The 23,236-nt window shown below is 48.7% G+C and carries 16 protein-coding genes; 11 read left to right on the top strand and 5 right to left on the bottom strand.

The window, feature by feature from the left end; genetic code table 11:
- The first annotated feature begins 210 nt into the window (after positions 1 to 210).
- The 7 genes from serC to MZO40_RS01455 all read left to right on the top strand — a co-directional run bounded on the left by serC (position 211) and on the right by MZO40_RS01455 (position 9,807).
- The gene (serC, locus tag MZO40_RS01430) at positions 211 to 1,287 is read left to right on the top strand and encodes a 3-phosphoserine/phosphohydroxythreonine transaminase (RefSeq protein WP_105961513.1); all 1,077 of its coding nucleotides are present in this window, start codon (positions 211 to 213) and stop codon (positions 1,285 to 1,287) included.
- A gap of 30 nt (positions 1,288 to 1,317) precedes the next feature.
- Positions 1,318 to 2,487: a phosphoglycerate dehydrogenase gene (locus MZO40_RS01435; protein ID WP_088770229.1), complete on the top strand. Its 1,170-nt coding sequence runs from the start codon at positions 1,318 to 1,320 to the stop codon at positions 2,485 to 2,487.
- Between the two features lie 362 nt (positions 2,488 to 2,849).
- Positions 2,850 to 4,511: a peptide ABC transporter substrate-binding protein gene (locus MZO40_RS01440; RefSeq protein ID WP_105961514.1), complete on the top strand. Its 1,662-nt coding sequence runs from the start codon at positions 2,850 to 2,852 to the stop codon at positions 4,509 to 4,511.
- Between the two features lie 342 nt (positions 4,512 to 4,853).
- Positions 4,854 to 6,515 (top strand): peptide ABC transporter substrate-binding protein, encoded by a 1,662-nt coding sequence (locus MZO40_RS01445; RefSeq protein ID WP_105961515.1) that lies wholly within the window; start codon positions 4,854 to 4,856, stop codon positions 6,513 to 6,515.
- 353 nt (positions 6,516 to 6,868) lie between these two features.
- A complete protein-coding gene (locus MZO40_RS01450) occupies positions 6,869 to 7,711 on the top strand; it encodes a helix-turn-helix transcriptional regulator (protein ID WP_050337920.1) in 843 nt (280 codons plus the stop codon).
- A 93-nt stretch (positions 7,712 to 7,804) separates the two neighbouring features.
- Positions 7,805 to 7,936: a hypothetical protein gene (locus MZO40_RS17355; protein ID WP_021336886.1), complete on the top strand. Its 132-nt coding sequence runs from the start codon at positions 7,805 to 7,807 to the stop codon at positions 7,934 to 7,936.
- A 950-nt stretch (positions 7,937 to 8,886) separates the two neighbouring features.
- Positions 8,887 to 9,807, top strand: a complete 921-nt coding sequence (locus MZO40_RS01455) for a LysR family transcriptional regulator (protein ID WP_105961516.1) — start codon at positions 8,887 to 8,889, stop codon at positions 9,805 to 9,807.
- Positions 9,808 to 9,964: 157 nt separating this feature from the next.
- On the opposite strand, the gene MZO40_RS01460 is transcribed toward MZO40_RS01455, so the two are convergent.
- A complete protein-coding gene (locus tag MZO40_RS01460) occupies positions 9,965 to 11,638 on the bottom strand; it encodes an alpha-glucosidase (RefSeq protein ID WP_101872656.1) in 1,674 nt (557 codons plus the stop codon).
- Between the two features lie 547 nt (positions 11,639 to 12,185).
- Here MZO40_RS01460 and nhaC point away from each other — a divergent pair.
- Together nhaC and MZO40_RS01470 are read left to right on the top strand one after the other, a co-directional pair.
- The gene (gene nhaC / locus MZO40_RS01465; RefSeq protein ID WP_122217769.1) at positions 12,186 to 13,586 is read left to right on the top strand and encodes a Na+/H+ antiporter NhaC; all 1,401 of its coding nucleotides are present in this window, start codon (positions 12,186 to 12,188) and stop codon (positions 13,584 to 13,586) included.
- Positions 13,587 to 13,781: 195 nt separating this feature from the next.
- A complete protein-coding gene (locus tag MZO40_RS01470; RefSeq protein ID WP_088770233.1) occupies positions 13,782 to 14,696 on the top strand; it encodes an NADP-dependent oxidoreductase in 915 nt (304 codons plus the stop codon).
- A gap of 693 nt (positions 14,697 to 15,389) precedes the next feature.
- Here MZO40_RS01470 and MZO40_RS01475 read toward each other — a convergent pair.
- From MZO40_RS01475 to MZO40_RS01485, 3 genes are read right to left on the bottom strand one after another with little or no spacing between them, the layout of a single operon-like run.
- Positions 15,390 to 17,066, bottom strand: a complete 1,677-nt coding sequence (locus tag MZO40_RS01475; protein ID WP_105960612.1) for an alpha-glucosidase — start codon at positions 17,064 to 17,066, stop codon at positions 15,390 to 15,392.
- 19 nt (positions 17,067 to 17,085) lie between these two features.
- A complete protein-coding gene (locus MZO40_RS01480) occupies positions 17,086 to 18,066 on the bottom strand; it encodes a LacI family DNA-binding transcriptional regulator (RefSeq protein WP_105960613.1) in 981 nt (326 codons plus the stop codon).
- Positions 18,047 to 19,558 (bottom strand): sucrose-6-phosphate hydrolase, encoded by a 1,512-nt coding sequence (locus MZO40_RS01485; protein WP_105960614.1) that lies wholly within the window; start codon positions 19,556 to 19,558, stop codon positions 18,047 to 18,049. Before MZO40_RS01485 ends, MZO40_RS01480 begins: the two co-directional genes overlap by 20 nt.
- 246 nt (positions 19,559 to 19,804) lie before the next feature.
- Between MZO40_RS01485 and MZO40_RS01490 the strand changes: the two genes are divergently transcribed.
- A complete protein-coding gene (locus MZO40_RS01490) occupies positions 19,805 to 21,760 on the top strand; it encodes a sucrose-specific PTS transporter subunit IIBC (protein WP_105960615.1) in 1,956 nt (651 codons plus the stop codon).
- 133 nt (positions 21,761 to 21,893) lie between these two features.
- A complete protein-coding gene (locus MZO40_RS01495) occupies positions 21,894 to 22,760 on the top strand; it encodes a fructokinase (RefSeq protein WP_105960616.1) in 867 nt (288 codons plus the stop codon).
- 198 nt (positions 22,761 to 22,958) lie between these two features.
- On the opposite strand, the gene relB is transcribed toward MZO40_RS01495, so the two are convergent.
- Positions 22,959 to 23,198, bottom strand: coding sequence for a type II toxin-antitoxin system RelB family antitoxin (gene relB, locus MZO40_RS01500; protein WP_105960617.1), 240 nt, complete (start codon positions 23,196 to 23,198; stop codon positions 22,959 to 22,961).
- Positions 23,199 to 23,236: the final 38 nt, after the last annotated feature.

Genomic DNA, 23,236 nt, shown 5'->3' on the forward strand with positions numbered 1-23,236 from the left:
CATTAACCGTCCTGGTAGTCGAAATCGACTGCGAGGACTTTTTTGTTGTTACCGACTAATCGGGCGAAACGCCACGGTTGCCTGATACACGAACTGATGATGGTTCGGCATTAGTACTAGCTGACTAACCATTGAGATTTGATTAGGTCGACCTGCTCCAGACGATTAGCCGTTTAACTGCCATTAAACAATCGAAAGCGAGGATTTCTTATGCCAATTTATAATTTTTCTGCTGGTCCAGCGGTCTTGCCGCAACCCGTCATTGCCCAAATTCAAGCAGCGTTACCGTCATTTCAGAATTCTGGGATGAGTATCTTGGAAATCTCCCATCGCTCCGACCTGTTCGAACAAGTCATCAATGACGCCGAACAGGACTTGCGGGACCTGATGGCGATTCCCGATAACTACCGAGTGCTGTTCTTTCAAGGTGGCGGGACCTTGCAGTTCACCGCTGCTCCGTTGAACCTCGCGACGAACCATCACCACATTGGCCTGCTAGATAGCGGACACTGGGCACAACGGGCTGGCGACGAAGCCCAACGCGTTGGCACCAAAGTCACCGTCCTCGGCAGTAGCGCCGCCACCCATTTTGACCGGCTACCCGTTATCGAACAGCCACTCGATCCAACCCTCGACTACGTTCATTTGACGACCAACAATACGATTGAAGGAACCATGACGACCGATTTGCCAGCCACCGGCGATATTCCACTGGTCGCCGACATGTCTTCTAACTTTTTAGGTGAATCCTACCGCGTCAGTGATTTTGGCCTGATTTTTGCCGGCGCTCAGAAGAACCTGGGCCCTGCTGGTTTGACACTGGTCATCGTTCGCGAGGACTTGATTGGTCACGCCCAACAGCTCCCCAGCATGCTGGATTACCAACTGTTCGCTGACAAACACTCGATGTTCAACACGCCACCCGTTTTTGCAATCTATGCCGCGGGGCTCGTCCTCAAGTGGCTCAAACAACAGGGTGGCTTAGCAGCCATGACAGCACGTAATCACGCTAAAGCCGCGCTACTGTACGACTTTCTCGACCAGTCACAACTATTCACGAATCCCGTTAAAGCCAGCGACCGCTCAACGATGAATGTGCCTTTTGTCACCGGCAACGCCGAACTAGACGCCGCCGTCATCGCTGGTGCCAGCCAACACGGTCTCTTGAATCTAAAGGGCCACCGCTCCGTTGGGGGCATGCGAGCCAGTCTCTATAACGCCATGCCGGTTGCCGGGGTCCAAGCCCTCGTTGACTACTTAGCCGCATTTGAAGCCCAACATCATTAATATTCGAACGATCCGAGGAGGAATTTAGTTATGTATCAAATTAAAACCTACAACGCCATCGCCCCAGCCGGTCTCAATACCTTTTCCGCCGAGTACGCGCTGAATCAGTCTGACCAGCCCGATGCCTATCTGATTCGCTCGGTCAACTTGCACCATGAGACACTACCCACGTCGCTCAAGGTTATTGCTCGCGCTGGCGCCGGTGTCAACAACATTCCGCTCGACCAAGCAACCGCGAATGGTACCGCCGTTTTCAATACGCCCGGCAGTAACGCAAACGCCGTCAAGGAACTGATTATCGGCCTTCTGATCGTCGCTTCTCGCCACTTGATGGCCGCTGCCAGCTATTCAGCGAAGCACACTGAGGCGGACGTTTCTCAGCGGACTGAGCATGACAAGACCCAGTTTAACGGCTCCGAATTAACGGGTAAGACGCTGGCTGTGATTGGCCTGGGCCACGTCGGTTCGCTAGTGGCCAACGCCGCTCTCAATCTGGGGATGAACGTGATTGGTTATGACCCCTACCTATCCGCCGATGCTGCCTGGAATATTGCCAAACAAGTGCAGCGGGCCGCGACCCTGACCGACGCCGTTAAACACGCCGATTTCGTCACCGTCCACGTTCCTAAAAATCCGGACACGCTAAATTTACTTAATGCGGAAGCTTTCGCTGCAATGCCCGCCGGTGTCCAGTTATTCAACTATTCACGCCTCGGCATCGTGGATAATACCGCCGCCTTAGCAGCCATCGCTGCACATCACATCGCGCACTACTACACCGACTTTGGCGAACCGCAGCTCGCTGACAACCCGGACGTCACCGTCACCCCCCATATCGGTGGCTCAACGCTAGAAGCCGAGGTCAACGGTGCCACGCAGGCCGCGCGAACCATCATGACTTACTTAGAGACTGGCAACGTCCACGCCGCCATCAATTTGCCGGACCTAAACGTGCCATTCAACGCCGCTTACCGCTTTACCATCATTCACCAGAACGTGCCCAACATGGTGAGCCAAATCACGGCGAAACTGGCTGCAGCCAACCTCAATATCACGACGATGGCCAACGCTGCCAAGCACCAAACGGCCTATACGATTATTGATGTCGACGACTTACAACAACCGCAACATGCCCAACTAATCGACGAACTGACGAAGATTCCCGCAGTCATTCGGGTGCGGTTGCTACAACAGGACTAATGGTTCGTCTTGCTTAACCCTGCTCAAATCTGCATCATCATGGAATTGGTGTTGACTAGTTTCTGGCCTGTATGCGCTAAGTTTTCAAACATAAATGCGGACTAGCTATGACTATCCGTAACTTTCAGAAATCAAGCGCTGACAGGCTTTTGACATGTCGCTACCAAAGTTTTGGGCATTGATATCAGCCCTAATATTCCCGCGTTAGTTTACTTAATTAAGCTAGCACGGCCTCCAACAGGTCGTGCTAGCTTTTTTGACTGAATAATGTTAACCATTAAAATGTTTATATTGCTTTTAATCTATTTTTAATGTATTCTCATCTACATATCATACTTATTTGAGTAGGGGGTACATATTTTATGCAATGGAAATTATTTGCAACTGTTGCGACACTGACCGCAACCACCGGGGTTCTATTAGTGGGTTGTGGGCAATCATCATCTAGCTCTAGTAACGCCGGCAATACGACGGCCAAGATGGCCAGCACCCAAGTTCTGAATTGGTCAGAAAACGGGCAAGACTTGACCACTTTGGACCCGTCGCTTGCGACCGACGTGGTTAGTGGCACGATGATCAGCAATTCGCAGGAAGGCCTGTATCGGCTCGGTAAAAATAGTAAGGTCACGCCTGGGATTGCCACTAAGACGACCGTTTCAAAAGATAAAAAGACTTATACGTTTACCCTGCGGAAGAACGCCAAGTGGAGTAACGGCGATCAAGTCACGGCCAAAGATTTCGTTTACGGCTGGCAACGGACCGTCAATCCGAAGACGGCTTCCCAATACGCTTACTTGTACTCTGGCATCAAGAACGCCGACAAGATCGTTAACGGCAAGGCCAAGCCAAGTACGCTGGGGATCAAGGCAGACGGCAAGTACAAGTTGACGGTCACCCTGGAAAAACCAATGCAGTATTTCAAATTACTGATGGGCTTCGTCTCCTTCTTCCCACAAAATCAACATGCGGTTGAAAAATACGGCAAGGATTACGGGACGAGCGCCAGCAAGATGGTCTACGACGGGCCATTCAAGATGACCGGTTGGAAAGGGACGAACTCTACTTGGGCATTGAAACGTAACTCAGCTTATTGGGATAAAAAGCACGTTTACCTAACGAAGATCAACGACCAAGTTGTCAAGTCAACCACGACGGCCTTCAACCTCTTCCAGAGCAACAAACTGGATATGGCAACCTTGTCTGGACAACAAGTTAAAAACGAAAAGAACAATAGTAAGTTAGTCGTCCGCAAGTCTTCACGCTTGAACTACTTGGAATTTAACCAGAAGAAGGTCAAGCTCTTGGCTAACAAGAAGATCCGGCAAGCAATGTCCTTGACGCTTAACCGCAAACAACTGGTTAACGACGTGCTCGGTGACGGTTCCGTCACACCAAAGGGCTTTGTCACGACCGGTCTGGCCACTGACCCAACCACGGGCAAGGACTTTGCGACTGAAAACACGGTCAAATCATCCGTAACTCAAGACAACGCCAAGGCGAAGAAGCTTTGGAAGGAAGGCTTGGAAGAAACAGGCAAGAAGTCGGTCACTTTGACATTGACGCATGACGATACGGACCAAATGAAGGCCCTCGCTGAATACGTTCAAGGGCAATTAGAGAAGGAACTACCTGGCTTGAAGGTTCAAAGTGTCACGGTTCCATACAAGACCAGAATTTCTCGTGAACTGGCCGGTAACTTCCAACTCGTCATCTCTGCTTGGCAGGCCGATTTCGCTGACCCCGTCTCTGATTTAGGCATCATGACGTCGACCAACGACTACAACTTCGGTAAGTGGACGAACAAGTCCTTCGACAGTGCCATCAATACGGCCAACAGCACCACCAGCACGAAGAAACGCTGGCAAGCACTTTCGACCGCTGCCAAGACATTGGGCACTGACCAAGGTGTCGCACCATTATCCCAAAACGCGGTCGCTCAAATGGTCAATCCAAAGTTGAAAGGCCTCGTCTACAACACAGCCGGTATCAACTACAACTTCAAGAGTGCTTATATGGCTAAATAGGATTCACGCTACTTAATCGAGTAGCCAGTTGGAAAAATTTGTCACTAAAACACACTAATTACGGACTCCCTGCAGTATGGTGGGAGCCCGTTTTTGCGTTCAAAGACAGCCAGCTTAGGACCGCTGGAAATGTTGCGAGTTAGTTGGTGTGCTGTTCGTCAGCCAGCCCCGGAGGTCGGATTAGGAAGCTCTCGGCGGACGAACAGCAATCCAGCTAACTGGTACTTTTAATTATTAACGAGCTCAACGCGTGTTAATTACCTTAATTATTAGCGCTGAAAAATTGATTCTCATTATCCTTTAATGTATCCTCGTGAGCATCCAGTTGGGGGGAGTTCACATATGAAATGGAAAATTATCGTAACAACTGCGACCGCTGCCGCGACATCCGGCTTACTATTGGCAGCCTGCAGTCAGAGTCATACTGCTTCAGATAATGGGGGAAATTTGAAATCAGACATGGCTAGTAGCCAAGTTTTGAATTGGTCCGAAAATGGTTCCGAGTTAACGACACTAGATACGTCCCTCGTGACCGATTCCATTAGTGCCAACATGATCAATAACACGATGGAAGGCCTCTACCGCATTGGTGCCAATAATAAAATCACACCTGGGATTGCCACCAATACCGTCGTTTCGAAGGACAAGAAGACCTACACCTTCACCTTGCGTAAAAATGCCAAGTGGAGTAACGGCGACCCGGTGACCGCACAGGACTTTGTTTATAGTTGGCGGCGGACGATCGATCCGAAGACCGCTTCACAGTACGCTTACTTATACGCCGGCATCAAAAATGCTGAACAGATTACGAATGGCAAGGCGAAGGTCGATAGTTTGGGAATCAAAGCTGATGGTAAATATAAACTGACTGTCACTTTGGATAAACCGATGGCCTACTTCAAGATTTTGATGGGCTTTGCCATCTTCTTCCCACAAAATCAACACGCGGTTCAAGACTATGGCAAGGACTACGGGACGACTGCCAGCAAGATGGTCTATGACGGGCCGTTTACCATGACCGGCTGGAAAGGCACGAATACGACCTGGACCTTGAAACGCAATCCGCATTATTGGGACAAACGCCACGTCTATCTCGAACGCATCAATGACCAAGTCGTCAAGTCACCGACCACTGGGTTCAACCTCTTCCAGAGCAACAAGCTCGATATGGCAACCTTGAGCGGTGAGCAGGTCAAAAATGAACGTAATAATCCGAAATTAGTCCTTCGGAAGACGTCCCGTTTGAACTACCTAGAATTCAATCAGAAGAAAGTCCCCGCTTTAGCCAACGCCAAGTTACGCCAGGCGATGTCGCTGGTCATTGATCGGCAAGAACTCGTTAAAAACGTCCTCGGCGATGGGTCGACCGTGCCTAAAGGCTTCGTCACCACGGGCTTAGCCACCGACCCAACGACTGGTGAAGATTTTGCCACTGAAAACAGTGTCGCAGAAGCCGTAACGCAAAATGACGCTAAGGCTAAACAACTCTGGGCAGCAGGACTCAAAGAAGTCGGTAAAAAATCGTTGACGCTCTCGCTCACCCATGACAGCGTTGACCAGACTAAGGAAACGGCTGAATACCTGGAAGGACAATGGCAAAAGGAATTACCGGGCCTCAAGATTACTGACATCACTTTGCCGTTTAAAAATCGGTTAGCACGTGAAACGGCCGGCAACTTCGAGCTTGCCATCTCGGGCTGGCAAGCAGACTTCGCGGATCCAATCTCAGACCTGGGCATCCTGACATCGACTAACGACTACAACTTTGGTAAGTGGAACAATGCCGACTACGACGCCGCCATCAAGCAGGCTCAAACTGCCACTAACAATTCAACGCGGTGGCAAGCGATGGGCCGCGCCGAAAAAATTATCGGCACTGAATCCGGCGTCGTACCTTTAACGCAAAACACGATTGCGCAGATGGTCAATCCGAAGTTGAAGGGCCTGATTTATAACACGTCCGGCACCAACTACAACTTTAAAGACGCTTATCTGGAAAAGTAAGTTGAATGAGCGCTACACAGAGCGACTAGTTGCTTTTAGCAGAAAGTAGCCGAGCAGCATTACTGCTTTTAAGCCGTCGTGCGAGACTAACTTGAGCCGACCTGTCCTATCAATTAGCCTTCAATCAAGCTTCAATTCACGCCTGAATGGACACTTTATCGGCACCGCAAGTATTGGATTACTGCTTGCGGTACCGATTTTTTAGTTGCCATATTTTTATATTTGATAGACACATTTTTGGAATACTATGGATTATGTATAAATATTGACAAAATTATATAAAAAGTTTTTAATTAGAATAAATGAAAGCAATTTCAAAAATGACTTAACTATGTAAAGGAAGCGTTGATGGCATGAATATTGAGCTCTTCATCGCCCGTCGCAAGGCACTGGGTCTTTCGCAAAAAGCCCTTGCAGACGGCATATGTACCCAGGCAACATTAAGTAAGTTTGAGAATAATGGTAAGGCCCCTGCCATTCGAATCGTGGCGCAATTGTGCCAGCGGCTGAACCTTCAATTGGAAGATGTCTTTCCAACTGAACGGGTCGCGGATGCTGCAGTCTTGAAGATTCTGGAACAAGTCGAATTTGATTTGATCACCGCAGAATATCAGGATGCTGAAGAACAACTCGAAAAGGCCGCTGATATGCCGCGGCACGATCGCGAGACTAAGCTCCAATACTGTTATCTAAAGGGTTACGTGGCGGCACTTAACCACCATCCAATCAGTGACGTGGTCTTTAACTTCGACCAAATCATCACGGACTTGGATGAATCGCACATTACGATTTACACCCAGTTGGCTTATTGCGGAACCGGGATTGCTTATCAGCAGACCGGCGATAACGACAAGGCCCAATATTATTTTGAAAAGGTCCGGCACGCTCTGCCCAACTTGCCACTAGAGACGACCGCAAGTATCTGGCGCGTGATCAACCTCGCCTATTACACCGGGGCCTTTTACGCTAGCATCGCAGATACTGAACGTAGCCTGCAACTACTCAACTACGGGATTGAAATCTGTGCTCGGTTCCACGTCACCTACTACGCCGCTCGCATCAAGTTCTTACAGGCCCAACTCGCGACGGATACTGATGAAGTTCATGAGTATCTCAACGACGCGGCTGCCTTTGCCCGGATGAACAAAAACCATCAATTGCTTAAGAATATTTCAAGTTATTCAAATTCCCATTAATTAGCGGTGAAATAATTGCAATTGGTTAAGAAATCGCCTAAACTGCAAGTATCAAATGACGAGTGCTTAACAACCATTGAGGAGGTCCTGCCCATGTTATTAGCAGGTTTATTAGTTGCAGCTGGTTTAGCTGCTGTCGCCGGGGTTGTCGCTGGCAACCGAGTTCCTGCTGCGCAACCAGTCAGAATCAAGCATGACCAACGTACGCCTCAGAATCGGCGGTAATGTCGAGTATGCGCACTAGCTATCTTCGTGATAGCTGGTGCGTTTTATTTTGGATCAAGTTGTGAGACAAAATCCTTTAGCCCCGATTCGGGGTTTGCTATAATAAATTATTATAGTCAATTAATTAACTCACTGTTATATCGGTGTTTTATAGATTGTCGTTCCGAGTAGTATTATAATTATTTATGCAAATGAGTGGGTTAATCCTCAGGCCAACTAAATTAGCACACCCGTTTAACTGATTATCACAAGTTATGATTAAGCCAGCGAACATAGGCCCGCTGATCGCCTTTTTTTTGGTTGTTTTTTGGAGCTTATTAGTTTCAGTTATAACTTAAACACGTTAACTTATTTGGTTCAAAAATTTGACCGTTACCGCCAAATGCGACGCCCACAGCCTGCAGCCGACTTCATGTAGACCAATTTTTAGTTAGCTGGCTATTTCCGACAACCCCTTAACTGATACGAATCATTTATGGTGTGTAACCGCTTTTATAATTGAGCCTGGTACTTATTGAAGATGGGTAATAAAATTTATTTATCACTTGACCCCTTTAACTTTATCAATCGCGGTCATAGCTATCATTTCAAGGGTTTCTTAAGTGCCAGTGATCTATAATGACCCGTTTCAAATTGACAAATTAGTCCCGATAGATAATCAAACAGCCCTTTAACTGATAAATTAAACTGATGATTCAAAAGCTTGAATGGTGTCAAACCAGCATCCATACCAATTTCAAGTGTTCGGCTTATTAATAATCATTATAATTTCAGGACGTTAACTATTCTGTGAATTTATTTTTACGAATTATCCTGACACTATTCGTTATAACAATGGTATGATTAACATGACGTATAATAACCAGCTTTAATCAATCAGTCGGAGCCTGCTTACCTGCGACTATTAATTGCTCAACCAACATTAATATTTTATGGAGGCTACATTTTTCATGAACATTAAAGACTTGTATTACTTCCAACGCTTGATCAGTACGCAAAGCTACACGCAAACCGCTGCTGATTTTCACGTTAGCCAACCAACAATTTCACAAGCAATTAAGCGACTGGAGCGTCATTTCCAAGTGACGCTATTCTTTCGTCAAGCAAAAACCAAGGCGCTCGTCCTGACACCGAGCGGCCAGCAGCTTTTGCTCGCGGCCAATGATATTATCAATAACTGGCAACACGTCAACGAATCAATCAGTCACCTCCGTCAACACACACTGCGGTTTGGGATCGAACCCTCCGTCAGTGAACATTACTTACCAGCATTAACTAAGCCCATCATCGAACAGGACTTGCTTAGTAGCGTCCATACCGTTGAAATGGGAGCCAACCAACTCGTTAAGCAAGTCTTGGCTGGTCAGCTGGACCTTGCCATCAGTGGCAACTTGGATCAAACGCTCGATGAACGCCTGGCAGTCACGCCATTGCGGCCATTTAAATTCCGCATCTTGGCTAACCCAGACCATCCGCTAGCCAAGTCGGATCACCCGACCTTTGCGGAAGCGCTGAAGTCACCGTTTGTCCTACTTAATGCAACTTATTTGAACAAGCTCGTCTTTCGGCAGTTGGCTGAACAGCTTTCAATCGAGCCACAAGTTCTCTTCGAATCCGACAGCAGTACTTTAATCAAGGGACTGGTCAAGGAGAACTTGGCGTTAGGGTTCATCTCGGACATTACGACGCCGGCTGAAGGTGAAGACGACGACCTCGTTGAAATTCCATTCGACGACGTCCAAGTCCCCAGCGTGCATATCAATCTGATTCGGCGCGCACACCTATTCCCAATCGGGTTGGTCAAGCAAGTCATCGATATCATCGAAAAGACCTTTGCTGATGACAACGCCAAACAAGAAAACAAGCAGTAATTGCACTTAACACGACTAAAGGACGCTCCTGTTATCTATATTGATAACAGGAGTGTCCTTTAGTTTTTACTGATTAATTTTTAAATCTAAACTCAACGATTGACTAATAGCCAGCGCCTCACCATATGCCCCTAAGTTAATCAGCCCGAGCCTCGACTTAGAATTGATAAACCTTCGCTTCATACGCCCGCAAAACGTCCTGATGGTCCTCATCATAATTACTCAACAAAAGTTTAGCCGTAGCCGGTAATTCAGCAAAGTGCCGCGTCTGGGTGGCATCCGTGAAGTTGCAGATCACGAGCAGATGCTGGTCACCCGCTTGGCGCATGTAGGCGTAGACGGACCGGTCTTCTGGCAACAATAGCCGGTAAGTCCCAGTCGTGATAACTGGTAATTGGTGCCGCAACTTGATCAACCGTTGATAGTAGCCAAATACCGAGCCAGGTGTCCGTTGCGCTAGTTGCGCGTTCAGGCGTGGATAATTTGCGTTGACCGCTAGCCAAGGTGTCGCCGTTGAAAAGCCGGCATTGGCACTGTCATCCCATTGCATCGGGGTCCGCGCATTATCACGAGACGTGTGCGCTAAATAGCTTAACATCTTATCCGCTGAGACGACCTGTTCGTCGTCGACAAAGTGATGATAGGCATTCAGTGATTCCAAATCTTGATAGTCGCTCAGTTTGTCGAAATGGGCGTTGGTCATGCCAAGCTCTTCGCCCTCATAAATGTACGGGGTCCCTTGCAAGAAGTGTAGCGCCGTGGCCAACATTTTGGCTGAGCGTTCCCGATAAGCTGGTCGTTCGTCGCCAAAGCGGGACACGATCCGTGGTTGATCGTGATTATTCCAATAGAGGCTATTCCAAGCGGCACCTTGCAAGCCCGTCTGCCATTTTGATAAACTCTGCTTCAAATCAACGAGTTGAACGGGTTGATCATTCCACTTGCCCAATGCGGGGTCGGGATTGCCGTCTAAACCCATGTGTTCAAATTCGAAGACCATGTTGAGTTCCTGCCCTTGCAGACTCGCTAACTGTTTGGCATCCGCAACGGTCGCACCCGGCGTCTCCCCGACCGTCATCAGTTGATGGCCAGCAAAGACCTGTTGATTCATCTCTTGTAAGTAATCATGCAAATGTGGGCCGTTTGCCACGATGTCACCGATGGCCGCGTATGGTTCGCCCGCTTCAGGTTGTCCATCCGCAAAGCTGGCTGGTTTGGAAATCAGGTTGATGACGTCTAAGCGGAAGCCATCGACACCCTTATCGACCCAGAAGTTCATCATGTCATAGACCGCTTGCCGCAGCTTGGGGTTATCCCAATTCAAATCCGGTTGTTCGACGGCAAATGAATGCAAATAATACTGTTGCCGACTCTCGACGTATTCCCAGACTGAGCCGCCGAAGAAGCCACCCCAGTTATTGGGCGCATGTCCGTCGACTGGGTCACGCCAAATATAATAATCAGAATATGGATTATCCTTGCTCTTGGCACTCTCCGTAAACCATTTATTTTGGTTGGATGAGTGGTTTACGACGATGTCCATCATGATTTTCAAGCCCTTCGCGTGGGCGGTTGTGAGCAGCTGGTCAAAGTCAGCCATCGTCCCAAATTCCGGATTAATATCGTAATAATCACTGATATCATAACCGTTATCGACTCCGGGTGACCGGTAGATTGGATTGAGCCAGATGACATCAGCACCCAAGTGTTTAATATAATCTAAGCGTTGGGTGATTCCGGGCAGATCCCCGATCCCATCGCCATTCGAATCTTGAAACGAGCGTGGATAGACTTGATACACGACGGCTGATTGCCACCATTGATTAGCCATATTGATATCCCCTAAAAACTTTTTTATCTTTAAAAATAACTAGTGCCGTCTCTTGCTAGAGACCGCTTACAACACTATCTATTCTACCATTCCATCCTCACTTATCGTAGCGGGCAAACGGAATTTGTCCGAGTTTTTTATGCCAACTGCCGTTCACGTCGGTTGACGAACTCGGGCGCACATGCTACTATCATCAGTATTCAAATAACGAACGATAATCTTACTTTCAAGTAGCGAATTAACTGTGCGTCAGGAAGTCGGTGGGTGCTGCGAACCGATCAGGTTAATCTCGATGAAATACGGTAGGAGAGGTCCGGGTACGCCCGGCGGATAACAACTAGAGCCGTTAACTGCTAGTGAGTGGAGTCATATTGTGGCTCAAGCTGGGTGGTACCACGGTCTAATCAATCGTCCCTGTTGCATTATTGTGCAACGGGGACGATTTTTTGCATTCATTATGATTATTATTGGCGCGTACCGTCATTCAAGCAGCTGGTGACCACCTAGCTTGATGACGCTGGGCGACCTTCAAAAGGAGTTATCGATTATGCCTCATTCAGAAAAATGGCGACCGGTCAAATTACCAGAAGCCTTATGCGTTTTGTTGATTATGTTAGCGATTATGGGACTTGGAGTGATTAAGTTCGGCCTATCGCCACAAACACCCGTCATCCTGGTGATTGCCCTCATTATTTTGTGGGCCCGCATTCGTGGCGCCGCTTGGGATGATATTCACGGCGGCATCATTGATGGGATCAAAACTGGGATCATTCCGATTTTCATCTTCCTGCTGATTGGTGCACTGATCAGCGTGTGGATCGCAGCCGGCATCATTCCGTCAATGATGGTCTTCGGCTTTCATTTGATTTCCGCACAGTGGTTCGTGCCGTCCGTCTTCCTGGTCTGCGCCATCATCGGAACGTCGATTGGGAGTGCGTTCACGATTATTTCAACAATTGGGATCGCCCTCTTCGGTATCGGGACGACCATGGGCATCAACCCGGCTTTAATCGCCGGCGCAATTATTTCCGGCGCCATTTTTGGCGATAAAACTTCGCCACTGTCAGACTCGACGAACCTGGCGTCAGCGATTGCTGAGAGTGATTTGTTCGATCACATCCGTAACTTAATGTGGTCGACGATTCCGGCGTTCGTCGTCTCATTAGTCCTGTACACGATTCTCGGCACGGGCGCAGCGACCCAAAGTCACTTAGGTAAAATTCAAACGACCCTGACCGTGCTCAACAGTAATTTTGCCATCACGTGGTGGGCCGCACTGCCGCTAGCGGTGATGTTCGCCTGTGCGCTCCTCAAAATTCCAGCGATTGCGACGTTATTGATGAACATCGGGCTCGCCATCGTGATGATTTTTATCCAGCAACCACACATCGCCATCACTAAAATCGCAACGATGATTGAATCTGGTTTTGTCGCAAAAACTGGCAATGCCAGCGTCGACGCCCTGCTCTCTCGGGGTGGCATTAGCGCGATGATGAGCACGGTCTCACTGATTTTACTGACCTTATCGCTCGGTGGCCTGTTGATGAAATTCAACTTGATCCAAACCGCGATGGTGCCATTGACCAAGCGGCTCAAAGGGACTGGTGCCGCCGTCACTGCGGCAATTTTAGCCGGAATTGGCGTCAACATCTTTGTCGGTGAACAATACCTATCCGTAATTTTGCCTGGTAAAGCCTTCAAACTCGCCTTCAATCAGCGCGGACTCGCCAACTTGGCACTCAGCCGGGTGCTCGAAGATGGTGGAACGGTCATTAACTACTTGATTCCATGGGGTGTGGCGGGGGCGTTTGCCGCAAATACCTTGGGCGTTTCAACACTGGCTTACTTGCCATTCTGCTTCTTCAGCTTGCTGTCACCCGTCTTCTCCATCATCAGTGGTTTTACCGGTTGGGGCCTCAAGCGTCAGCCAGTCAAACCGACCGCTTAATTCAGTCGGTAACCGAACGAAGCCCGGAATATAATTGTTTCGACTTGTGATTTCCCCTGTTCGCCCGCTACAATGAGGCAAGAGCATACTTTTGGACCAATGTCTGAACCCACGCATTTGGTTGGTAAACGCCGGTATCTTCGGTGGTTTTGCGAGTCTAAATGCTGGTTCAGCCATGATAGGAGGGGGATTATCATGCTTGCATACGGTTATCAAAAATTTGGGGGACCCGCCGTATTTGAGACGCTTGTCCAGCCAGCACTACACCTGACTGATAATCAAATCTTAATTGAAACGGCGGCAGTTAATTTAACAGACGAAGACCGCTTGGAGCGTCTGGGTACCAAGGCCAACGTGGACCTGCCACACATTCCGGGACATGATGTGGTCGGACGCGTGATTCAAGTCGGAGCGGCAGTCACTGATTTTAAGATTGGCACCTTAGTCGCAGCGCACACCACTGAAACTTACGCCGAACAGGTCTGTGTCGATAGCGACCTGGCCGTGACGGTTCCTGACGACCTCACACCCGCCAGTGCGGTAAGCCTGATCACACCTGGCATCATCGCTTACAAAACGGTGCGTTATTTTGCAGACGTCCAAGCTGACCAGACGGTGATCGTCAAAGGCGCTGGCAGTCCCGTGGGCTTGCTAGTCGTTCAACTAGCAAAACGCCTCGGTGCGCACGTAATTGCCGTGGCGAGTGGGCGCTACGCGGATCTGATCACTTCACTGGGCGTCGACCAATTTGTGGACTACCAGCAACAAAATCCAGTCCACGTGTTAGCCGACCGCGGCGATGTCATCATCAACGTCGCTTTAGACGGTGTCGGTGGCAAGGACGATTTGGCAATGGCGAAGTTTGACGCCACGATTGCCTCCTTCGCCCACCGCCTTCCTGCCACCAGTAAGTCAATTCGGTTCCAAGCGATTCAACCGACCGAAGTCATTTCGGACCAGGCGACATTACAGTTATTATTTAAATTATTAGCAACTCACCAACTCATCACCACGATTGCGGCCGAACTGCCCTTTGACCTAAACGGCTTTATTCAAGGCCACCAGCAGCTAGATGAACCACACATCGGCCAAATCGTCATTGTTCGTTAAATAAAGCGACCTTCAAGAATCTTGAGGGTCGCTTTATTTTGTGTGGTCACATTCGTACGCGTTGTGCTGGTTATTACTTAGAGTTAATCATGTTAAGCTCAAGTTCAAAAACAACCAGCTTAGACCTGCTGGAAACAGTGCGAATTGGCGTAAATTTTCAGTAATAGTCACGTCCTTATCCATATTTTGAGGCCTATGAAAAACAACTCTACTGGACTTGTCAGAACCTTCCCTGGTCGTCTGAAATAGCAAAGTCTCGAATTATAAAGGAAATCAATAATATTCAGGTAATCTTCTCAGTACTTAAATGCCATAATGCATCATCGATTCCATTTAAAAGTTTTCCTGAAGGACCAGGTACTTAATATTCAGTGGTCAATTGTACCCAGATAGATGGCCGTTCATCTGCCATTCGAGCGGGTTCCCGACTGTAGGGGTTGGCTGACAATGCTCAGTAGCCAAATTATTCTTAGCTGGAAGTGGGTTGCTTCCGGCTTAGAATAAGACTCGTATTTGAAATTGCGCAGTGACTTTCTGAGTGAGTTCAAATCGACGTCGGCTTACGTTCCAGCAATTGTCAGCCGGCCCCGGAAGTCGGACTACGGCGCGCACCGGCTGGCGAACAGGAATCCACCAACTCACACCGCTTCCAGCGATCCTCAGCTGGCTGCTTTTGAACTTAAGAGCCTCTCACTAAGCGAGCTGGTACACCCAGGCTTCATACGGGCGTAATGTGTCGGTTTGGTGGTCGTCGTAGTTACTCAGCAAGCACTTGGCATCGGCCGTCAAATATTGATGGAGTGGTCGTGAAATCGTTTCAGACGTGAAGTTGCAAGCAATCAACCAAGTTTGGCCTTGCCAGTGTCGCTCGTACATAAACACCTGCGTGTCATCCGCCAGTAATAGTTTGAACGTACCTAGCGTGACGATTGGATAGTGGTGCCGTAATTTTATCAGTTGCTGGTAGTAATACCACACTGAATCAGGGTCAGCTAAGGCAGCTTCAGCGTTGATTTGTTGGTAGTTCGGGTTCACTTTGATCCACGGTTGCGCATCGCTAAAACCGGCATTTTCAGTCGCATTCCACTGCATTGGTGTCCGTGAATTATCACGAGAACTCGCCGCAAGCCGGGCCATCATATCAGCATGCGTCAGCAAATGCCGGTCAGTCACTAAGTCGCGATAGGCGTTCAACGTTTCAATATCACGATAGCTATCTAAGTCTGTAAAATGGGCATCCGTCATCCCAAGTTCCTCGCCTTGATAAATATACGGGGTCCCTTGCAGCAAGTGCAGGCAAGTCGCGAGCATTTTAGCTGAGCGCACCCGATACATCGGCCGGTCATCACCAAAGCGGGACACGGCGCGTGGCGTATCATGATTATTCCAGAAAAGACTATTCCAAGCCTGTCCAGCCAGCCCCGTCTGCCAGTCGTTGATCACTTGTTTCAGCGCAACCAGCGGCGTCTTGCGGATACTCCATTTACCAAATCCGTGTTGGCTATTATCAAGTCGTAAATGTTGAAATTCAAAGACCATATCGAGTTCATGGCGGTCATTACCGGCGTATTTACGGGCATCAGCCGGCGTCACATCATGAGTCTCGCCGACCGTCATAATATCGAAGCGCGACAAGACGCGTCGATTCATCTCTTGTAAGAATTCATGCACATGCGGGCCATTGGTCACTCGCGCGTCGCCGTATTGACTATGTGGCTTGAGGGGGCCATCTGGGAGGCCTGGTAATTTAGAGATCTGGTTGATGACGTCCATTCGAAACCCATCCACGCCTTTTTCCAGCCACCACGTCATCATCTGATAGATTGCCGTTCGTAGCGCCGGATTTTCCCAGTTCAAATCCGGCTGTTTGGTTGAAAATGTGTGCAGATAATACTGCTGCGTCTGCTCATCATAGGTCCACGCTGAACCGCCAAATGCCGACTCCCAGTTATTCGGTTGGTCAGCTCCCTTACCGGAACGCCAAAAGTAAAAATCACGGTACTGATTGTCACGACTCTGGCGACTTTGCTGGAACCAAGGGTGTTCATCCGAAGTATGGTTCACGACAAGGTCCATAATCACTTTTATCCCGTGGTCATGCGCCGCCGTTAATAAGTCGTCAAAGTCCGCCATTGTCCCGAATTCCGCGGCGATTTGTTGATAGTCACTAATATCATAACCATTATCATCATTGGGCGAGCGGTAAATCGGATTCAACCAAATGACGTCGACCCCTAATTGCTGTAAATAATCAAGGTGCGCCGTAATCCCTTTTAAATCGCCGATGCCATCATGATTGGTATCTTGAAAGCTCCGTGGATAGACTTGATAGACAACGGCTTGTTGCCACCATTTAATTGTTGCTGCCATGTTACTCATAACTCCTTCGTTACGCGGTAATGCCCTTACTCAACTTGACCGGTAACGTGTATTTTGATTCCAACTGACAATCAGCATCCGCGATTCGCTGTAATAACAGGGATACGAGCAGCGTGCTGATATCCGTCAGCGGTTGTTCGATGGTCGTCAATTCTGGGTGATAGTTGCGCATCAAGGCGGTGCCATCGTAGCCGACGACACGCAAGTCTTCTGGCACCCGAATCGAGAGTTGGTGGGCGACGTTGATCGTCAATAAGGCGGTCAAATCATCACTACAGAAGATACCGTCGTAGTTTTGCTGGGACATGATCGTTTTGATTTCCATCATTTTTAAGGCTGGTGATAATTCAAACGGTAATTCGTGTACATGTGGCGTCAATTGTTCCGACGCTAAATACGCTTCATAGCCTTCCCGGCGGCCATTCGTCGGCGAACCCGCGTAGGATTTACCGGTAAAAATCGCGATGTTTTCCGCACCAGCCTGACGTAGCGTTTGGGCAGCCAGCCAGCCGCCATGGTAATTATCCGAGCTCACGATGGGAATGTTGTCGGATAGGTAGCGGTCAAATGAAATAATTGGCAGCCCGTACTGTTGATATTCTTCGATGCCTAAGTTATGGGCCCCGGCAATGATGCCGTCCACCTGATTGGCCATCAGCATTTGCAGGTAGTCGCGTTCCTTTTGCGGGTCATCCGCACTATTGCATAAAATCACCTTATAGTTCTTCGCAAACAGGATTTTTTCAATCCGCGACACGAGCTCGCCAAAAAACGGATTGCTGATATCTGAGAATATCACGCCGATCAATTGCGTGTTCTTCCCCTGCAACGACCGCGCCATGTTGTTTGGTTGGTAATGTAACTCGCGCATCGCTGCAAATACTTTTTCTTTCGTTTGTTCACTTAAATAGCCGTGATTGTTGATCACGCGTGACACCGTGGTCGGTGAGACACCGGCCAGCTTAGCCACATCATTTAATTTTGGCTTCATATTCATTCGCTCCAATATGCTCTGATTGGCGCCATTTCCAGACTTTACCAGTGACCGCCGCTGACGAACTTGCTTCTATGTTCAGTTGCGTTGGTGTGTCCGCTAAGAAAAAGCGTCCGGTCATCACAGAATAACCACTATCAATATAGCATTCAAAGACCGATACATCTATCATGAGCCGAATGTTGATTGCCGTGTGCGGCTTTACTTGAGCAGTCCGAGTCTGACCGTAGTCTTCTGCAAACGGGTGTCCAGTCTGACTGCGGTCAATGACGACTTGGCCTGCTCGGGCATCAACCGTGACGATTAGCGCACCCCGATTATGGGTATCCGCCACGCGCACCGTACTCGTTTCGTCAGCCGCAACCGTCATCAGGAGCTCAAAGCTACCGTCCAAGTCAGCAACTGTCGCTGTATGTTGAGGGTCCAGTGTCAGTGGTTGGTCTGTCGTGCGTAATTGATCGACTTCCGCCACTGGATTCTGGTAGAGGTGGCCGTCTTTCAAGGTCAATTCTTTCACGAAGCTCAAGCAGTGCGCCCAGTTCTCCTGGTCAGTTGGGTAGGCGACTTCTGGTAGCCCAATCCAGCTCACGGCTAAGGCCCGCCCATCTGGTGCGTTGATGGCCTGCGTTGCGTAGACATCAAACCCTTCATCTAACTGATGTAAGGCTTTCGCACCAGTCAATTTGGCCTGGTCTAAATCAAATTCTTCAGCAACTAGAGACGTGTTTGGATAAATATTCTGATAAGCCAGCGTCTGCTGCGACAAGCCTTGTGGGCAGAATAGTAGGACGGGTTGTTGATCGATCCACACGATATTCGGGCATTCGATCATGTAACCACGCGCGGCTTCAGGAACATTGACTGCGCCACGACAGTCCCATTTCGAAAGGTCTTCTGAATAATAAACTAAGAGTGCGCCCTGCTCATCGGTTGTTTGTGCGCCAATTAATGCGTAGTAACCGTGGTCAGTCTTGACGAGGTCGGGGTCTCGAAATGAGCTCGTGTACCCCGCTGGTGCGTGGGAAATCAGCGGTTGGTCTAATTTATGGATTTGGTTATCCGCCGTCATCCACGCGCCAATCTGGTACGCTTCACGTTGCCAGTCAGCGGTGCGGACATTGCCGGTATACATAATGAATAAGCGGTCACCAACGGGCAGCGCCGTCCCCGTATAGGCCCCGTGCGAGTCATACGGCGTATCTGGCGCAATCGCTAGGCCTTCGTCGTGCCAGTCGACTAAGTTGTCGGAAGTCACGTGCTGCCAAGATTTCAGGCCATGGACAGGCCCGAATGGGAAACTTTGATAGAACAAGTGCCACTGCCCATTAAAATATGAAAAGCCATTGGGATCATTTAACAGACCGGATGCGGGTTGAATGTGGTGCTGCATCCGCCACTTGGATTGCCGAGCTTGGGCCGCCAGTTGCGGTAATTTAGTCGCTGGCCACTGATTATAGGGGGTATAACGCATTTTACGATTCCATTGCATGCCGATTGAGCTCCTTTTATCGTTTGAATTAAGTGACTCCATTATAAAACCGCTTACATCGTTATGTCAAACGTATGACATTTTTTGTGATTAGTTTTCACATTGGACGCTTATAACGTGATTTAAAAGCCAAATTATTTTATATCAAACGCTTGACATAAAACTAGAACTTGTTATGATTGGATTTGTAAAGCGCTTGCAAAACTAACTTAAATTCAAAATTTCGATACCAGGGAGTGAACCACCATGAATCATCAAGAAGTTGCAGATCGCGTCCTCAAGGCCATCGGCAAGACCAATATTCAGGCGGCCGCCCATTGTGCGACGCGCCTCCGTTTAGTCATCAAGGATGAATCTAAAATCGATCAGACTGCCCTAGACAACGATGCTGACGTCAAGGGGACCTTCGAAACCAACGGCCAATACCAAATCATTATTGGCCCCGGCGATGTCGACAAAGTCTACGATGCCCTCATTGCCAAGACTGGCCTCAAGGAAGCGACTCCTGATGATATTAAGGCAGTCGCGGCCGCTGGTAAAAAACGCAATCCACTGATGGACTTTCTAAAAGTCTTATCAGATATTTTCATTCCAATCGTGCCCGCATTAGTTGCCGGTGGGCTTTTAATGGCGCTCAACAACGTGCTGACCGCCGAACATCTTTTCATGGCCAAATCCGTAGTTGAAGTCTATCCAGGGTTGAAAGGCATCGCTGAAATGATCAACGCGATGGCTAGTGCCCCATTTACCTTCTTACCGATTCTGCTCGGTTTCTCAGCAACCAAGCGCTTCGGTGGTAATCCTTTCCTCGGTGCGACGATGGGGATGATCATGGTCTTACCATCACTTGTTAATGGCTATAACGTTGCGACGACCATGGCCGCCGGTAAGATGGTTTACTGGAACGTCTTTGGACTTCACGTGGCCCAAGCCGGTTATCAAGGTCAGGTACTACCAGTCTTAGGGGTTGCCTTCATTTTAGCTACCCTTGAGAAATTCTTCCATAAACACATTAAAGGGGCTTTTGACTTCACATTTACCCCAATGTTTTCAATTGTGATTACCGGATTTCTGACCTTTACCATTGTTGGACCAGTCTTACGGACGGTTAGTGACGCGTTAACCAACGGCTTAGTTGGGCTGTATAATAGCACCGGCTGGATTGGGATGGGCATCTTTGGCTTACTCTATTCTGCCATTGTGATTACCGGTCTCCACCAAACCTTCCCAGCAATCGAAACGCAATTATTAGCCAACGTCGCCAAGACTGGTGGTTCATTTATCTTCCCAGTCGCTTCGATGGCCAACATCGGGCAAGGTGCCGCCACTTTAGCTATTTTCTTTGCCACTAAAAGTCAAAAACAAAAAGCCCTGACTTCTTCAGCCGGGGTCTCAGCGTTACTCGGAATTACGGAACCAGCCATCTTCGGGGTCAACTTGAAGATGAAATATCCATTCGTCTTTGCAGCGATTGCTTCTGGAATTGCTTCCGCCTTCTTAGGGTTATTCCACGTCCTATCAGTAGCGATGGGACCTGCATCAGTCATCGGGTTCATCTCAATTCCTTCAAAATCGATTCCATCCTTCGCGCTTAGTGCCGTCATTTCGTTCGTTGTCGCCTTTATTCCGACCTTTATTTATGCAAAACGAACCCTCGGCGATGACCGCGACCAAGTTCAACAACCTGAAACACCGAAGGCACCGATTAACGTCAATGACGAAATCCTCGTCGCTCCCGTTACCGGGACCAGTGAACCTTTAAGTCAAGTCAACGACCAAGTCTTTTCAGCTGAAATCATGGGTAGCGGTGCCGCAATCGTCCCTAGCGCTGATCAGGTTCTGGCGCCAGCTGACGGTACCATCACGGTGACTTACGATAGCCATCACGCATACGGCATCAAAACGACTGCCGGCGCGGAAATCCTAATTCATTTAGGATTAGATACGGTCAACTTGAAGGGCGAACATTTTACAGCCAACGTTCAAAAGGGCGATACCGTTCATCAAGGTGACTTACTCGGTACCTTTGATGTGGCCGCCTTGAAAGCCGCTAACTATGATCCAACCGTCATGGTCGTGGTCACTAATACCGCTAGTTACGCTAATGTTGAGCGTTTAAATGCCACCGATGTTCAGGCGGGCGAGCAACTGATTGCATTGACGGAACCGGCAGCGGATGCGACTGCCGCGGTTAATTTATAAGCACCAGTTCGATGCCCGGATTTCAACTGTGAGCTAGACGCGTGCTAATATTAATGTAATCGTTAACAAAGCTATTAAATAAGCGTATACTATTTATTAATAAAACTATATTTTTATCCACAGGAGGCACACGATGCTTTTAGGTGCAATTGAAGCTGGTGGCACAAAATTTGTTTGTGCGATTGGCGATGAACAAGGACAAGTTAGTGACCGGATTTCAATTCCGACGACCACCCCGGCCGAAACCATGGCGGCAGTCGATGATTATTTTACAGCCCATCCGGTAGCGGCCATTGGGATCGGGTCATTCGGGCCAATCGGCGTTAATCCGGAAGATCCAAAATACGGCTACATTACGACCACGCCTAAACCTGGCTGGGGCGACTACGACTTTCTCGGCCATTTGAAACAGCAGTTTGACATTCCATTCTACTGGACGACCGATGTCAACGAAGCCGCCTATGGTGAGGCGATGATTGGGATTGCCAAGGACGTCCCGAACAGTATTTACATGACGATTGGGACCGGCGTTGGCGCGGGTGTTATTAGCCATAATCAAATTTTCAACGGCCGGACCCACACTGAGCTCGGCCACATGCGGCTCAATCGGCTCCCTGGCGACGATTTTAAATCCAGTTGCCCGTACCACGACATCTGTCTGGAAGGCCTAGCTGCCGGCCCCGCTGTCGGTAAACGGACCGGGATGGCTGGTAAGGATATTCCAGTCGATGATCCAGTCTGGCCAATCATTGCGGACTATATCGCGCAGGCTTGCGTCAATCTGACCGTTGCGTTTGCCCCAGACAAAATCATCTTAAATGGTGGGGTCATGAATCAACGGCAGCTCTTCCCAATGATTCGCGAAAAATTTGCGGCTTACTTGAACGGCTATGAAGACGTGCCGGCACTCGACGACTACATCGTTCCCGCCGGACTTGGAAACAACTCCGGTATTGCTGGTGGCTTGTTATTAGCTCAAGTCGCATTAGACCAGCATTAAGCTGAAAATCAAAATCCGTCGCTGTTGATTGAGTGACTCATTGCGAATGTGTTTCTAAATGACTAATAGGACCCGAAATCAATCATTGTTGATTGATTCCGGGTCCTATTTTGTTGAGCCTTAAATGCAGTTGCCAGTTATAACCGCAGCGACTTTTGTTGAACCTTAAATGCGATTGTAAAAGCTAATCCGTCCCGTCTACTCGTCATCAGCCGGTTTATCAAAATCGGCTAGCACGTCCTGCATGGACACGGTTTGCTTGTCATCCTTAAGCCACGCTTGATAGGCTTGATCAAGGACGCGTGCGTCGTACTCATCTTCTAACTGATCCATTGAATATTGCTTGATCAAGTCCGATAGACTGATTCCATGAAAGATCGCCATTTGTTGGAGCCATGCCTTTTCGGCGTCACTCACGCGTACTGAAATTATCGCCATGATTACCCCTCCTATATTTCGTGACAAGACGCGTTGCA

The sequence above is a fragment of the Lactiplantibacillus sp. B652 genome (genome assembly GCF_023806745.1).
In the GTDB taxonomy this organism is placed as follows: Bacteria; Bacillota; Bacilli; order Lactobacillales; family Lactobacillaceae; genus Lactiplantibacillus; species Lactiplantibacillus pentosus.

Excerpts from the sequence above, each read along its gene's own strand:
- serC (WP_105961513.1), top strand. The coding sequence starts at position 211 with ATGCCAATTTATAATTTTTCTGCTGGTCCAGCGGTCTTGCCGCAACCC.
- MZO40_RS01435 (WP_088770229.1), top strand. The coding sequence starts at position 1,318 with ATGTATCAAATTAAAACCTACAACGCCATCGCCCCAGCCGGTCTCAAT.
- MZO40_RS01440 (WP_105961514.1), top strand. The coding sequence starts at position 2,850 with ATGCAATGGAAATTATTTGCAACTGTTGCGACACTGACCGCAACCACC.
- MZO40_RS01445 (WP_105961515.1), top strand. The coding sequence starts at position 4,854 with ATGAAATGGAAAATTATCGTAACAACTGCGACCGCTGCCGCGACATCC.
- MZO40_RS01450 (WP_050337920.1), top strand. The coding sequence starts at position 6,869 with ATGAATATTGAGCTCTTCATCGCCCGTCGCAAGGCACTGGGTCTTTCG.
- MZO40_RS17355 (WP_021336886.1), top strand. The coding sequence starts at position 7,805 with ATGTTATTAGCAGGTTTATTAGTTGCAGCTGGTTTAGCTGCTGTCGCC.
- MZO40_RS01455 (WP_105961516.1), top strand. The coding sequence starts at position 8,887 with ATGAACATTAAAGACTTGTATTACTTCCAACGCTTGATCAGTACGCAA.
- MZO40_RS01460 (WP_101872656.1), bottom strand. The coding sequence starts at position 11,638 with ATGGCTAATCAATGGTGGCAATCAGCCGTCGTGTATCAAGTCTATCCA.
- nhaC (WP_122217769.1), top strand. The coding sequence starts at position 12,186 with ATGCCTCATTCAGAAAAATGGCGACCGGTCAAATTACCAGAAGCCTTA.
- MZO40_RS01470 (WP_088770233.1), top strand. The coding sequence starts at position 13,782 with ATGCTTGCATACGGTTATCAAAAATTTGGGGGACCCGCCGTATTTGAG.
- MZO40_RS01475 (WP_105960612.1), bottom strand. The coding sequence starts at position 17,066 with ATGGCAGCAACAATTAAATGGTGGCAACAAGCCGTTGTCTATCAAGTC.
- MZO40_RS01480 (WP_105960613.1), bottom strand. The coding sequence starts at position 18,066 with ATGAAGCCAAAATTAAATGATGTGGCTAAGCTGGCCGGTGTCTCACCG.
- MZO40_RS01485 (WP_105960614.1), bottom strand. The coding sequence starts at position 19,558 with ATGCAATGGAATCGTAAAATGCGTTATACCCCCTATAATCAGTGGCCA.
- MZO40_RS01490 (WP_105960615.1), top strand. The coding sequence starts at position 19,805 with ATGAATCATCAAGAAGTTGCAGATCGCGTCCTCAAGGCCATCGGCAAG.
- MZO40_RS01495 (WP_105960616.1), top strand. The coding sequence starts at position 21,894 with ATGCTTTTAGGTGCAATTGAAGCTGGTGGCACAAAATTTGTTTGTGCG.
- relB (WP_105960617.1), bottom strand. The coding sequence starts at position 23,198 with ATGGCGATAATTTCAGTACGCGTGAGTGACGCCGAAAAGGCATGGCTC.